Origin of the sequence: Janthinobacterium violaceinigrum (genome assembly GCF_009208555.1) — a bacterium.
GTDB classification, from domain to species: domain Bacteria; phylum Pseudomonadota; class Gammaproteobacteria; order Burkholderiales; family Burkholderiaceae_D; genus Janthinobacterium; species Janthinobacterium violaceinigrum.
Window position 1 is genome coordinate 1 of the sequence record NZ_WFLI01000009.1, and the last position, 13521, is coordinate 13521.

The 13521-nt window shown below is 66.0% G+C and carries 9 protein-coding genes; 5 read left to right on the forward strand and 4 right to left on the reverse strand.

Translation table 11 applies throughout. The annotated features are described in order from the left end of the window. Positions 1 to 1439: protein kinase domain-containing protein (locus GCN75_RS09730; protein WP_193317435.1), on the reverse strand; the 1439-nt coding region annotated here is incomplete at its 3' end. Between the two features lie 19 nt (positions 1440 to 1458). Further along, positions 1459 to 3774, reverse strand: coding sequence for a coiled-coil domain-containing protein (locus GCN75_RS09735; RefSeq protein WP_152282360.1), 2316 nt, complete (start codon positions 3772 to 3774; stop codon positions 1459 to 1461). Positions 3775 to 4119: 345 nt separating this feature from the next. On the opposite strand from GCN75_RS09735, the gene GCN75_RS09740 reads away from it, so the two are divergent. From GCN75_RS09740 to GCN75_RS09750, 3 genes are all read left to right on the forward strand, one after another. Then, positions 4120 to 4356 (forward strand): hypothetical protein, encoded by a 237-nt coding sequence (locus tag GCN75_RS09740; RefSeq protein WP_152282361.1) that lies wholly within the window; start codon positions 4120 to 4122, stop codon positions 4354 to 4356. Between the two features lie 200 nt (positions 4357 to 4556). After that, on the forward strand, positions 4557 to 5255 hold the full coding sequence (locus GCN75_RS29525) for a YXWGXW repeat-containing protein (RefSeq protein WP_226941249.1): 699 nt from the start codon (positions 4557 to 4559) through the stop codon (positions 5253 to 5255). A gap of 109 nt (positions 5256 to 5364) precedes the next feature. After that, the gene (locus GCN75_RS09750) at positions 5365 to 6393 is read left to right on the forward strand and encodes a transporter (protein ID WP_170846295.1); all 1029 of its coding nucleotides are present in this window, start codon (positions 5365 to 5367) and stop codon (positions 6391 to 6393) included. A 63-nt stretch (positions 6394 to 6456) separates the two neighbouring features. Here GCN75_RS09750 and rnk read toward each other — a convergent pair whose 3' ends face one another. Then, entirely contained in the window at positions 6457 to 6864 is a 408-nt protein-coding gene (rnk, locus tag GCN75_RS09755; protein WP_162835757.1) for a nucleoside diphosphate kinase regulator, read from the reverse strand. A 581-nt stretch (positions 6865 to 7445) separates the two neighbouring features. Here rnk and GCN75_RS09760 point away from each other — a divergent pair. Further along, positions 7446 to 9338: a putative bifunctional diguanylate cyclase/phosphodiesterase gene (locus tag GCN75_RS09760; protein WP_152282362.1), complete on the forward strand. Its 1893-nt coding sequence runs from the start codon at positions 7446 to 7448 to the stop codon at positions 9336 to 9338. 176 nt (positions 9339 to 9514) lie between these two features. Here the strand turns inward: GCN75_RS09760 and GCN75_RS09765 are convergent, their stop codons facing one another. Next, entirely contained in the window at positions 9515 to 11191 is a 1677-nt protein-coding gene (locus tag GCN75_RS09765) for a peptide chain release factor 3 (RefSeq protein ID WP_152258898.1), read from the reverse strand. A 198-nt stretch (positions 11192 to 11389) separates the two neighbouring features. On the opposite strand from GCN75_RS09765, the gene GCN75_RS09770 reads away from it, so the two are divergent. Continuing rightward, the gene (locus GCN75_RS09770) at positions 11390 to 13447 is read left to right on the forward strand and encodes a methyl-accepting chemotaxis protein (RefSeq protein WP_152282363.1); all 2058 of its coding nucleotides are present in this window, start codon (positions 11390 to 11392) and stop codon (positions 13445 to 13447) included. Positions 13448 to 13521 lie beyond the last annotated feature (74 nt).

The window sequence follows — 13521 nt, forward strand, 5'->3', positions numbered from 1 at the left end:
GGCTGCTGCTGCTGCGCCGCGGCGCGGCTGGCCTCTTCGCGGCGCGCCCGTTCCTGCTCGGCGCGGTAGGCCGCCTCCGCCTTGGCGACGATGGCCTTGCGCTGCAATTCCTGGTGTTCCTGCAAGGCCGTGGCGGCATCGGCTTCGCGGCGCGCGCGCAACTGGCCCCGCAGCGCTTCCTTGCGCAGCTTGCGCGCCTCTTCCGCTTCGAAATGGCGCTGCGCTTCCTGTTCCCGGCGCAGCTTGTCCTGTCGCTGCTTTTCCAGCGCAGCCGCCTGGATTTCCGCCTTGCGCCGCTGGTCCAGCTCTTCCTGGCGCACGCGCGCCTCTTTCAGCGCCGCTTCGCGGGCCTGCTCGGCAGCCAGCGCCGCCTCCTTTTGCTGCTGCGCCGCGCGCGCCTGCTGCTGGCGCGCCTGTTCCGCCAGCTCTTCGGGCGACGGGCCGGCCGCGCGCTCCAGCCCTTCCAGCAAGGCCTGCACGGATTGGGGCCGCAGTTCCGCCGTCAGGGAAAAACCGTTCTGCAGCACTTGCCACTGCTGCGCGTTGAGCGCCTGCGGCGCCGACGGCAGATGGCTGGCGCTGCGCGCGTCGTCGAACGGCATGCGCCCTTCCAGCATCTGGTAGATCATCACGGCCACCGCGTACACGTCCAGGCGCGGGCTGGGCTGGCGCTGATTGGCGCCGGCCTCGGGCGCCCGGTAACCGTGCGTGCCCGCATTCGGCATGTCCAGCGCCAGGCTGCTGTCCGCATTGCGCACGCGCGAGGCGATGCCGTAATCGAGCAGCTTGACGTCGCCTTTCGCCGTCAGGAAGACATTGCCCGGCTTGATGTCGCGGTGCACCAGCTTGTGCTTTTCCCACGCATACGACAGGGCCTCGGCCACCGGCTGCAGCAGTTCCTGCACCGTGGACAGGGGCAGCACGCCCTGGCGCCCCAGGTAATGCTCGAGATCTTCGCCGTCGAGGCATTCCATGATGATGAAATAGCTGGCCGTGGCCGGGTCCTGCGCCCATTCGTAGACGCGCACGATGTTTTCATGCGCGAGCTTGCGCGCCTGCGTGGCTTCCTCGATCAGCAGCTTGGCATGCGTGGCGCTTTGCGTCAGCTGCGGCGGCAAGATCTTCAGCGCCACCATTTCGCTGCTGCCCAGTTCCGCGTGCGTGGCCAGGTCCGTGGCTTGCCACACCTGCCCCATGCCGCCCGTGCCGATCAGCCGTTCGAGCCGGTAGCGGCGGTTTTGCGGACCGATTTCCTGGCCCGTCATGAAGCCCAGCTCCGTGCCCTGGCGTACGGGCAGCGGCGCGGGCGTGGCACCGGGCGGCGCGTACTCGGCATCGAGGATGGCGTTCTTGCGGCGTTCAAATTCCTGCTCGCTGAGCAGCCCGTCGTCTTGGAGGGCGCGCAGTTCCCGCAGTTTGTCTCGTGCTTTTTGCATCATCTGGGGTGAAACGCTTCCATCAAGGCTGCAAGGCGACGCCGCAGGCGGCGCAGAATTTATCTTCGGGATGGCCCGCGCGCTGCGCATGGCCGTTCTTGCAGGGCGCCGGCGCGGCGGCGGCAGCACCTGGCTGCAGCGCCTGCGCCACGGCCACGCCCAGCTGCGCCTGCGCCGACAGGCCATGCGCGTGCGCCGCATTCTGCAGGTTGATCAGGTCCAGCTGCTGGCGCCGTTCGCGTTCCGCCTGGCCTTCCAGGTAGCTGCGTTCCTGTGCCACACTGTCCTGCGCCATGCGCAGCGCGTCCAGCGGCGCGATGCTGTTCTCGGCCGCCGCCAGCGCCGCCAGCGCGTGGATCTGCTCGGCGCTCATGCCCGCCTGCAGCTGCACCTTCAGCACTTGCGCCAGCGCGGCCGCGTTCTGCCCGGCGGCCATGGCCACCTTGCCCGTGTCGCTCAGCGAGCCGATCTTCTCGATGCGGTCGATGTCGATGCGCGCCAGTTCGGCCGCATGCGCCTGCTGCGCCAGCAGGGCTTCGTACTCGCCCTTCCAGCGCGCGTAATCGCTTTCGCGCTGCTGCGCCATGGCCAGCAGATCGCGCTGCCATTGCGCTTCCTGTTCCAGCTGGCGCAGCTGCTGGCGCTGTTCCTCGATGGCCAGCGCGTCGAGCTGCGCCAGCTGCGCTTGCTGCTGCAGCTGGCGCGCGTGCACGCCATCGGCTTCGATGGTGCGCAGCAGCTTTTCCTGCTGCGCGATGGCGTCCTCGCGCGCGCCGCCGCGCCGCAGCGCCGCCACCTTTTCCGCGATTTCCGCCGCCTGCACCTGAGCCGCCTCGTCCTTGTGCGCCTCGGCGCGCAGCAGTTCGCGCTGACGCGCCAGCTGCATCTGGTCTTCCCACTCCTGCACCCGCTCCGCTTCGCGCTTGCGCGCCGCATTGGCCAGCATCAGGCCCTGCCAGGCGGCCTGGTGCTGCTCCGCTTCCAGCTGCGCCTCGCGCTGGGCCGCATCCGCTTCCGCCTGGCGCAGGCGCGCCAGCTGGGTGCGGCGCCCCGTCTCGTCATCGATCAGCAGCGCGCTCTCGATCTGCTGCGCGATCGACTGCAAGTGGACCTGATGGGTAAAGCGCTGCTGCGCCAGCTGGATCTGTTCGCGCCCATGCAGCTGCGACAATTCCAGCTCGCTGCGCATCTTGATGGCGGCCAGCGCCCGCACGTGTTCCCAGTTGGCCGCTTCTTCGGAGCGCTGCGCGCCCTTCTGCGCCAGTTCCTGTTCCAGCTCGCCCAGCGCCAGCGCGGCGCCGTGGTCGAGCGCCTGGCGCCGCGATTTCGCTTCCAGGATGCGGCCATACAGGTCGATCTGGCGTCCGCGCAGCACTTGCAGGCGCTCCGCTTCCTGGTGGTTCAACTCCGCCTTTTCCACCGCCGCATCCTGCTGCAGTTCGGCGCGGCGGTGCGCATGGCGCGCCGCCAGCTCTTCGCGGCGGATGCGCTGCCACTCTTCCTCGTCATACAGCTGGTCGAGCTGCTTCATGCGCTCCAGGCTGTGCTGCTCCAGCGCCTGCGCCGGCGCGCCGCCCAGCCACAAAGTGCCGATGGCGGCGTCGCCGTCGCCCTCGCGCTTGTCGTGCCGCAGGCTCAGCGTTTCCACGCGCGCCACGGCCAGGCCGCTGGGCGCCAGGCGCTGCGTCAGGGCCGATTGCAGGCGTTCGTTCAATTCGGGCCGCAGGTCGGCATTCGCATCCATCTCGCGCAGCGCGCGGCTGCCGATGAATTCCAGCGCAATCTGGCGCACGGACGGCAGCAGCAAGGCGTGCAGGTGGGCGCGCGTGACGGCGCCCGGCGCGCGCATGAACTGGCGCGCGAACGCATCGGGCTGGCCCAGCGCGATCTCCACGCGCAGGGAGGCGGCGATGCCCAGCAGCTCCGTACTGGCCAGGCCCGGCAAGTCGAATTCCAGGCTGACGGCGTCGGCGCGCGCGATCAGCACTTCGGCCGGACGGGCCGGCAGCAGCGCGGGCAGGCGGGCGAAGAAGGCGGCGCTGTCGTAGTCGCCGGCCGGTATCGAGGTGAAAGCGTCCGATTGCACGATCCAGGCGCGCGACTCGGCGGGTACCTGCAGGCGCCGCGCCGCGCTGCCGAACAGCGAAGACAGTTCGCGCACGCCAAAGAACAGGGCCAGTTGCCCATCAGCAAGATGCCATTGATTGGCATGCAGCACCGCATCGCTGTCGGGGGCGCCCAGCGACAAGCCGCATTGCGCGCAATAACCGGCGGCAGCGCCGTTCTTGTGCTCGCAGCGGGGGCAGCGGGCGCCGCCAAAACCAAACAATTGGAACATGTGTGACTCCTGATGAGAATTATTGTGTGCGCAACCCCGCTGCTGTGCCGATTCTAGCAGGACAGCTGGCGCCGCACCTGCCGCGCGCCGCGCGTGCACGACACGGCGCACAACACTGTGCAGTGTCAAATAATGCCATAGGGCAATTGCATTCATATGCACGGATACAGGGCTAATTAGGCCTCAATTCAAGCGGTCGCCCGCCAGCCCCGTGCGCAGGCATTTCAGCGCCGTTTTTTTGCAGGCTATCCCGCCAAAACCACGGCTGGTCGCATCGGCATGGCGCCGCGGCGCGCGCATGGCTACAGTGCAGACATACCCACCCGCCACCCGAAAGGAACGATCATGAAAACCCTGAAAAACATGGAAGCCATTTTCACCGTCGCCGTCGCCATCGCCTGCGGTGCCAGCTATGCCAGCTTCACCCAGCCAGCGGCGGCCAAAGCGGCCGCTACGGCACAGGCCGGCGCCATCCCCGTGGTGGTGGTCAGCGCCAAGCGCCTGACGGAACAGGAAAAGAAAATCTCGCTGATCGAAGAACGGCAAGCCTTGCTGGGCAACGCCACCGCCAGCACCCTGTGAGCCATCCATGCTGACCCCACGCCGCCTGGCGCACTGCCGATAGCCGCCGCGCCAGGCCGCCATTTGCCTCCGATATGTATCTGCCACGGATACACGGACACACAGCATTGTGTCAATTGTAATAAGTTGAATCAAAGGCGATCCGCTCGCCGGCAAGCGCCTATAGTCCATTTCACGCAATCACCGAAATGGAGCACACCATGAAACCCATCACACTCTACGCAGCAGCCATGCTTGCCATCAGCGCCGCAGCCTTCCTGCCCGCGCAGGCGATGGCACAGAATCAGCTCGGCGTCAGCATTGTCGTCGGCAACGCCCCGCCTCCGCCCCGGTTTGAAAGCGTGCCCGCGCCGCGCGCCGGCTATGTGTGGGCGCCCGGCTACTGGAACTGGGATGGCCAGCGCCATGTCTGGACCGGCGGCGAATGGCTGCGCGAACGGGGCGGCAACCAGTACCGCCGCGCCGCCTGGATACAGGAAAACAACCGCTGGCGCCTGGACCGTGGCGGCTGGGTCGCCGCACAGGTGCAGCCCGTGCGCTATGACGACGTGCGCATCGCCCCGCCGCCACCGCGCCGCGAAGCCATCCCGCGCGCCCGCCACGGCTACATCTGGGCGCCCGGCCACTGGGAATGGCGCAGCCAGCGCTACGCCTGGACACCCGGCGTGTGGATCGCCGAACGCCCCGGCTATGTGTATGCGCCGCCCGCCTGGAACCAGCGCGACGGCCGCTGGCAGATGGAACAGGGCCGCTGGTCGCCACGGGGCCCGAACGGCGACCGTGACCGCGACGGCATCCCCAACCGCTATGACCGCGACAATGGCAACCGCCACGACCGCGATGGCGACGGCATCCCGAACCGCGACGACCGCCGCCCCGACAACCCGCGCCGCAGCTAGGCAGCATTGACACCAAGGCCACCCTTCGCGGTGGCCTTGTCATTTTCCCGACACATCCGTGTATTAGAATCGCGCGACGATCAATCACACTGCGCGAGAAAGATTCACGATGGCGATGGAAACTGCCGGCTTTACCTACGGCTCGGACACCTCGGGCCTGGTCTGGGGCTTCCTGTTTGGCCGCGACGGCCCCCCGCTGGCCCTCGATTCGACGGCCGCACTGGCCTGGCTGGCCGACGGCGCGGCCCGGCCGGCGCAGGAATTCGTCTGGCTGCACTTCAATCTGTCGCATGCGGCCAGCGAAAAATGGCTGATGACGCATACGCAACTGGCCGACGAGTTCTATGAAACCCTGCACCAGGGTTCCCGTTCGACGCGCATCGAACAGGCGGAAAACACCCTGATCGCCGTGGTCAACGATGTGGTGCACAATTTTTCGTTCGAAGCGTCCGACATTTCCACCATGTGGGCCAGCGTGGCGCAAAACCTCGTCATCACGGCGCGCCGCGCGCCGCTGCAATCGATCGAGCGCCTGCGCCAGGCCGTCATCAAGAACCACGAGCCGATCCGCTCGTCGGTGGAATTGCTGATCCATCTGCTGCGCGACCAGGCCGACGTGCTGGTCAACATCGTGCGCGACGCCGTGGCGCGGGTCGACGATATCGAAGACCACTTGCTGGCCGGGCGCCTGGTGCCGAAACGCGAAGACCTGGGCGCCATGCGGCGCGTGCTGGTGCGGCTGCAGCGCCTGCTGGCGCCGGAACCGGCCGCCCTGTTCCGCCTGCTGCAACGCCCGCCCGCGTGGGTATCCGAACTGGACAGCCTGGAACTGCGCCAGTCGACGGAGGAATTTTCGGTAGTGCTCAGCGATATGTCGTCCTTGCAGGAACGCATCAAGCTGCTGCAGGAAGAGATCGCCGCCAGCGTCAACGAGGAAAACAGCCGCAGCTTGTTCGTGCTGACCATCGTCACCGTGCTGGCCTTGCCGATCAATATCATCGCCGGCATGCTGGGCATGAACGTGGGGGGAATTCCGTTGGCCCAGCACCCGCAGGGCTTCTGGATCATCGTTGCCATCATCGTCACGTTCACGGTCGTGGCGGGATGGCTGGTGGTGCGCGTGCAACGCAATAGTTGATTATTGGAAACACGGCCTGGCAGGCGAACGGCAGGCGCCGTCCGCCGTCACTGCTTGCCGCGCTTAGCGGTGGTATTCGCCAGCCCGTTCAGGCTGATAGACGATTTCCTCGATCTTCACCTTTACCACGCCGCCCGGCATGGGCCAGGCGATGCTGTCGCCGACGGACAGGCCCAGCAGCGCGCTGCCGACAGGCGCCAGCACGGAAATGCGGTCGGCCTGGCCTTCCACGTCCTTCGGATACACGAGCGTCAGGCAGAATTCTTCCTTGTTTTCCACCGTGAAGCGCACGGTGGAATTCATCGTCACGACGGTCGGGGGGATTTCCTGCGGCTCCAGCACTTCGGCGCGGCCCAGCTCATCGAGCAGGGCGGCCTTGTCCGGCGACAGATTATTACCCAAGGCATACAACAACGCTTCCAGTCGTTCCAGGTCTTGTGACGACAAAATAATTTTTGGTTTTTTTTCCAAGATATCCTCACTATTTATCATTAGGGCGACGTCCGGTTTTGTCGGCGGCGAGTTACTTGCGCGCGCGAGGCAAAACAAACAGCATCAGAACGTCCATCATCAGCGGATTATGGACGAACTCGCGGAGCAAGGCCATAGCGTTCTCGCATTCTCTATTAAAATTTATTAAAATCAATGACTTGCAATGGCTTATGCAGACAGGAAGTTAATCCGTTCCACGCCCGCCCGCGGCATTGAAGTTATTCTTCATGACATTTTGTTTACCATCGGCATGTTTTTACGAGGAAAAAACCAGCCGGCAAAAAAAGGATTAAAATTCAAGTACGATTATTATTAGAAAGACACGCCCCGCTTTTTCCGCCTGTCTTGCCGCCTTGCCTGCCGCCACCGGCCCGCGGCACGGACAATAAATTGCCGCGTGCCCTGTACTTTCACGCTGCAAAATGACAATATGTCGGCCTTAACAACACGTTGAGAGTTCCGGCTCACTTCGGCTTTCATCAGACTGGAACGTAAAGTATGGCAGGGCGAGGCGGGATCACACGGGGCGGCGGCAAGCGGGGCCGGCAGGAGAATGCGTCATGATGGCGCCCTTGATGCTGCCCTCGGTGCAGTGGCGCGGCGACCGGATTGCCAGGCTGAACCTGCTGGCCGCGGCCGCCATGCTGGCCATCGCCAGCCTGCTGCTCATCCTCTTCCAGTGGTATTCCCTCCAGACATCGTTCCAGCGTAACCTGCGCATCCAGGCCGACATGCTGGCGCCCGCCGCCGCCCTGGCCCTGCGCCAGGACAACCCCCTTGCGGCGCAACAGCTGCTCGCTCCCCTCGCCGCCGCCCCGCATGTGCAGCAAGCGCTGCTCTACAGCCCGTACGGCGCGCCGTTTGCCCGCTACGCGCGCAGCGGCAGCGATGCCGCGCCCGCGGCGCCGCGCGCCGGCATGCAGACCGATTACCTGGGCGGCCATGCCGCCCTCCTCCAGACCTTGCCCGGCGGCGGCGCGCTGTACCTGCGCGCCAGCCTGGCGCCGCTGTACCTGAGCCTGGCGCAATTTTCCGCCTTCACCCTGCTGGTCTGCCTGTGCGCATTCGGCCTGACGGTCCTGATGGTGCGCCGCACGCGCGCCGCCGCCCAGCACGCGGAAAACCATCTGCACTACCTGGCCCACGTCGACCCCGTCACCCAGCTGCCGAACCGCCATGAATTCAACGACGCCCTGGCCTACGCGCTGGCCCGCGCCGACCGCCAGGACAGCAGCGTGGGCCTGCTGCTGCTGGACCTGGACAATTTCAAGGTGGTCAACGATACGCTGGGCCACCACTGCGGCGACCAGTTGCTCAAGCTGGTGTCCGAACGGCTGGTGGCCATCCTGCGCAGCACCGACATCATCTGCCGCATCGGCGGCGACGAATTCGTCGTCATCGTCGAACCGGCCGACGACGCATCGGAAATGGCCAGCGTGGCGCGCAAGATCCTCGCCGTGCTGGCCGAGCCGTTCGCCCTCGAAGGCCACCAGCTGTATGTCAGCGCCAGCATCGGCGTGAGCCTGTACCCGTTCGACGCGCAGGACGTGGCCACCCTGACGCGCAACGCCGACACGGCCATGTACCACGCCAAGCACCAGGGCAAGAACCGCTATGCCGTGTTCCAGTCCGAAATGGAGCTGCGCGCGCAACGCCGCCTGCGCATGGAAGCGAACCTGCGCCGCGCGCTGCAGAATGAGGAACTGTATCTGCACTACCAGCCGCAGATCGACTTGCGCAGCGGGCGCATCGTCGGCGTGGAAGCGCTGATCCGCTGGCACTGCCGCGAGATGGGGCAGCTGAGCCCCAGCGAATTCATCCCCGTGGCCGAGGAAAGCGGCATCATCGTCGACCTGGGGCGCTGGGTGCTGCAAAGCGCCTGCCGCCAGGCCGCTGCCTGGTGCAAGGCGGGACTGCTCGATTCGCTCGAGCACGTGGCCGTCAACCTGTCGGCCTGCCAGGCGCGCGACCCGGGCCTGATGGACGATATCCACGCCATCCTGCACGAAACGCAGCTGCCGCATGGCTTGCTGGAGCTGGAAATCACGGAAGGGGTATTGATGGACAATGTCCACGCCAACGTGGAACTGATGCGCCGCCTGCAGGACACGGGCATCCACCTGTCGATCGACGATTTCGGCACCGGCTATTCTTCGATGTCGTATCTGAAACGCCTGCCCATCGACCAGCTGAAGATCGACCGCAGCTTCGTGCACGACCTGCCCGGCGAGGGCGAAGCCATCGTCACGGCCATCATCGCGATGGCGCACAGCCTGCATCTGAAAGTGGTGGCCGAAGGCGTGGAAACGCTGCAGCAGGTGGAGTTTTTGCGCAAGGCGGGCTGCGACAATGCGCAGGGCTTCTTCTTTGCCCGCCCCATGACGGCGGCGCAGCTGACGGCGTTGCTGCTGGAGCGGCGCGACTGGAGTACGCGCACGATCCTGCCGGCTTGAATTGCCGCCAGCGCTGGCGTCGGATTACGCGCGGCGTTGCCGCGCTCATCCGACCTACGCCTGACGGCCTGCACAAGGGTGCAGGAGAAAATGCTCAAGGCTAGGCGCCTTGCCGAAGACAGTACGAATGTACGGCGAGGCAAGGCAACAACGCCCTGGGCTTTTTATCCGGCGCCCTAGGCCAATTTTGCCGAATGCTCGCGCGTCGCGTGGAACGTCAGCTTCGGCCAGCGCTCTTCCGTCAAACGCAGGTTCACGCCCGACGTGGCCAGGTAGGCCATGTTGCCGGCCGCATCGTAGGCCACGTTGTGGCCCAGCGCGTTCTCGAAATCCTGCAGGATGCGCTTGTCGTCGCAGCTGACCCAGCGGGCGCTGCTGATGCTGGTGCCCTCGAACACGGCGTCGACGCCATACTCGTTGAGCAGACGGCTGGCCACCACTTCGAACTGCAGCACGCCGACGGCGCCCAATACCAGTTCACCGCCCTGCACCGGCTTGAAGACCTGCACCGCGCCCTCTTCGCCCAGCTGCTGCAAGCCCTTGTGCAGCTGCTTGATCTTCAGCGGATTGCGGATGCGCACGGAACGGAAGAAGTCCGGCGCGAAGTACGGAATGCCCGTAAAGGTCAGCATCTCGCCTTCGGAAAAACTGTCGCCGATCTGCATGTTGCCGTGGTTCGGCAAGCCGATGATGTCGCCCGCGTACGCCTCTTCCACCTGTTCGCGCGAGGAAGCCATGAAGGTCACCACGTTCGACACCTTGATCTCGCGCCCCAGGCGCAGGTGCTTGACCTTCATGCCGCGCTCGAAACGTCCCGAGCAGACGCGCAGGAAGGCGATGCGGTCGCGGTGGGCCGGGTCCATATTGGCCTGGATCTTGAAGACGAAGCCCGTGAATGGCTGCTCGGTCGGATCGACGGAACGCACGGTGGCGTCGCGCGGGCGCGGCGCCGGCGCCCAGTCGACCAGCGCGGACAGGATCTCGCGCACGCCGAAGTTGTTGATGGCCGAACCGAAGAACACGGGCGTCTGCACGCCGGAGAGGAATTCCTCCAGGTTGAACGGGTTCGACGCGCCGTGCACCAGTTCCACTTCCATGCGCAGCTGGTCCATCTCCAGCGGGAACATCTCCTGCAGGCGCGGGTTGTCGATGCCCTTGATGATTTCGAAAGCGCCGTCGGCCTTCTCTTCACCGGCCTTGAACAGCATGATCTCGTCCTTCAGCAGGTGGTACACGCCGCGGAAGTTCTTGCCCATGCCGATAGGCCAGGTGACGGGCGCGCACTGGATCTTCAGCACCGATTCCAGTTCGTCGAGCAGGTCCAGCGGATCGCGCGTCTCGCGGTCCATCTTGTTCATGAAGGTGACGATAGGCGTATTGCGCATGCGGCACACGGCCAGCAGCTTGATCGTCTGCGCTTCCACGCCCTTGGCCGCGTCGATCACCATCAGCGCCGAATCGACGGCCGTCAGCACGCGATAGGTATCTTCCGAAAAGTCCTGGTGGCCCGGGGTGTCGAGCAGGTTGACGACGTGGTCGCGGAATTCGAACTGCATCACCGAGGAGGCGACGGAAATGCCGCGCTGCTTCTCGATCTCCATCCAGTCCGACGTCGCGTGGCGGCCCGATTTACGCGCCTTGACGGTACCGGCCATCTGGATCGCGCCCGAGAACAGCAGCAGTTTTTCCGTCAACGTGGTCTTGCCCGCATCCGGGTGGGAAATGATGCCGAAGGTGCGGCGGCGCTGCACTTCGCGCGCGATCACGGCCGGCGCCTTGCTGCTGGCTGGCGCTGCGGCGTTGTCCGCACTGTCGCTGGAATCAGGGGGAATGATGTCGTTCTCGTTGGCCATATTGGTGACCATAATATGGCCCTCGCAAAAAACCCTCGATTTTACAGAAGGATCGGCCTTCCGTGTGAACTGCTTCACTCTGGCGAACGGCAAAATTGACGCGGGAATCGGGCAGGCTGCCGCACACTTCATCAAGGGGTCACAATCCGCAGGCAACATTGCACTGCAGAAATGTTGCCACCCTACCCTGGAAATCCGATGAAAATCCTCCTCACCCCCGCCATCCGACTCATGCAGCGCTTGCGCCTGCTGCCCAAATTCATGCTTGTCTGCCTCGTCTTCCTGCTGCCGCTGGCGCTGGCGACGACCCTGCTGATCTCGGAACTGGGCAAATCGCTGGCGCAGGCGCAGGATGCGCAGCGGGGCGTGGCCTATGTGCGCCAACTACAGGAATGCACGCGGCTGCTGCAGCAGCGGCGCGGCCTCGAGCACTTGCGCCTGAGCGGCAAGGCGGGCATGGACAACACAGCCCTGAACGCGCGCATCACGGCCGCGCTGGCGGCCCTGGCGCGCTTGCCGGCCGGCGCAGGCCTGCCCCAGGCGGCCGAACTGACGAAGCAGTGGCAAGCCCTGCTGGGCCGCCAGGCGGGCCTCGCGGCGCGCGACAGCTACGCGGCGCACACGGCGCTGCTGCGCCAGGCCGCCAAGCTGGGCCAGCTGGTGGCCGACCGTTCGCACCTGAGCCTGGACCCGGACGCGGGTGCCAATCACCTGAGCGCCGTCTTCACCGCCACCCTGCCCGACCTGGCCGAGAGCCTGTCCGACATCGGCGGGCGCGGTGCCGCCTACATCGACACGGGCCTGTTCGAGGCAAACGAAGATCAACTCGTCAACGCCAACGCCCTGATCGCGCGCCACGAACTGGAACGCCTGCCGGCCCGCTTCGACGAAATCCTCGCCGCCAAGCCGGAACTGCGCGCCAGCCTGCAAGGGGCGCTGAAAGCCGTGCCGGCCGCGCTGGCCTTCCTCGAACGCACGAAGAATGAAGTGACGAATTCCTACGACCAGACGTCGGGCGCGCAATTCCACGCGGCCGGCATGCAGGCCATCGACGCCCTGCACGCGCTGTCCGGCGCCTCGGCCACCGCCCTAAACGATCTGCTGGCGCAGCGCATCGCCCGCGACGAGGCGCGCCGCGCCCTGATCCTGGCGGCCATGCTGCTGGTGCTGCTGGCCGCCGCCTACCTGTGCGCGGGCTTCTACGCCGCGTTCGCGCGCGACGTGACGCAGTTGCGCGTGGCCGTCGGCGCGGCGGCGGCGGGCGACCTGTCGCAGCGCATCACCTCGCAGGCGCACGACGAAATCGGCGACCTGGTGCGCGACTTCGGCGCCATGACGCACGGCCTGGCCAACCTGGTGCAGGAGATCCGCGGCGGCGCGGCCGTCATCGCGGCGGCCGGCGCCGATATCGCGCAGGGCAACGCGGCCCTGTCCGGCCACACGGCCACGCAATCGGACGCGCTGGGCGCCACCGTGGACTCGATGCGCGAGCTGACGGCCACCGTGGGCCGCAATGAAGCCCACGTAGGACAGGGACGCACCCTGGTGGCGACGGCAGCCGACGTGGCCCTGCGCGGCGGCCAGACCGTCGGCGCCGTGGTCGAGACCATGGCCTCGATCAAGGCCAGCTCGCACAAGATCGTCGACATCATCGGCGTCATCAACGGCATCGCCTTCCAGACGAATATCCTGGCCCTGAACGCGGCCGTGGAAGCGGCGCGCGCGGGCGAGCAAGGCCGCGGCTTTGCCGTCGTGGCATCCGAGGTGCGCAGCCTGGCGCAACGCTCGAACGAGGCGGCACTGGAAATCAAGCGCCTGATCGGCGATTCCGTGGCCACCGTGGATGCGGGCGGCGAACTGGTCAATGCCGCCGGCAGCACCATGCGGCAAGTCGTCGATGCGGTGCAGCAAGTCGCCGTGGTGATCGGACGTATCAGCAGCGCCGGCGCCGAGCAGAATGGCGAGATCGCCCGCATCAACCAGGCGCTGGCGCAAATCGACGACATGACGCGCCAGAACGCGGGCCTGGTCGACGAAGCCCGTGCCGGTTCGCAGCGCCTGCACCAGGAAGGCGAGGCGCTGACGCAGGCCGTCAGCCGCTTCCGCCTGGGCGAACACGAGGCGCCCGGCGCGCGCCAGACACCGGCCCCTACCGTGCGCGACGGCTTGCCCAGCGTGCGTCCGGCCGGCCTGTGGAGCGCCAACAAGCCCCGCGTCATATCACAAAATCGCGCAGAACGGCGCAAGGCTAGCTAGTCAAAAGTGTGCACGTAGGACTAGGACTACAATTCCGCCTCAAAAGAGACTACAAAGTGGCGACTGCTAATCTT

Coding starts and splice junctions, on each gene's coding strand:
- GCN75_RS09765 (WP_152258898.1), bottom strand. CDS start 11,191: ATGGCCAACGAGAACGACATCATTCCCCCTGATTCCAGCGACAGTGCG.
- GCN75_RS09740 (WP_152282361.1), top strand. CDS start 4,120: ATGAAAACCCTGAAAAACATGGAAGCCATTTTCACCGTCGCCGTCGCC.
- GCN75_RS09735 (WP_152282360.1), bottom strand. CDS start 3,774: ATGTTCCAATTGTTTGGTTTTGGCGGCGCCCGCTGCCCCCGCTGCGAG.
- GCN75_RS09750 (WP_170846295.1), top strand. CDS start 5,365: ATGGCGATGGAAACTGCCGGCTTTACCTACGGCTCGGACACCTCGGGC.
- GCN75_RS09770 (WP_152282363.1), top strand. CDS start 11,390: ATGAAAATCCTCCTCACCCCCGCCATCCGACTCATGCAGCGCTTGCGC.
- GCN75_RS29525 (WP_226941249.1), top strand. CDS start 4,557: ATGAAACCCATCACACTCTACGCAGCAGCCATGCTTGCCATCAGCGCC.
- GCN75_RS09760 (WP_152282362.1), top strand. CDS start 7,446: ATGATGGCGCCCTTGATGCTGCCCTCGGTGCAGTGGCGCGGCGACCGG.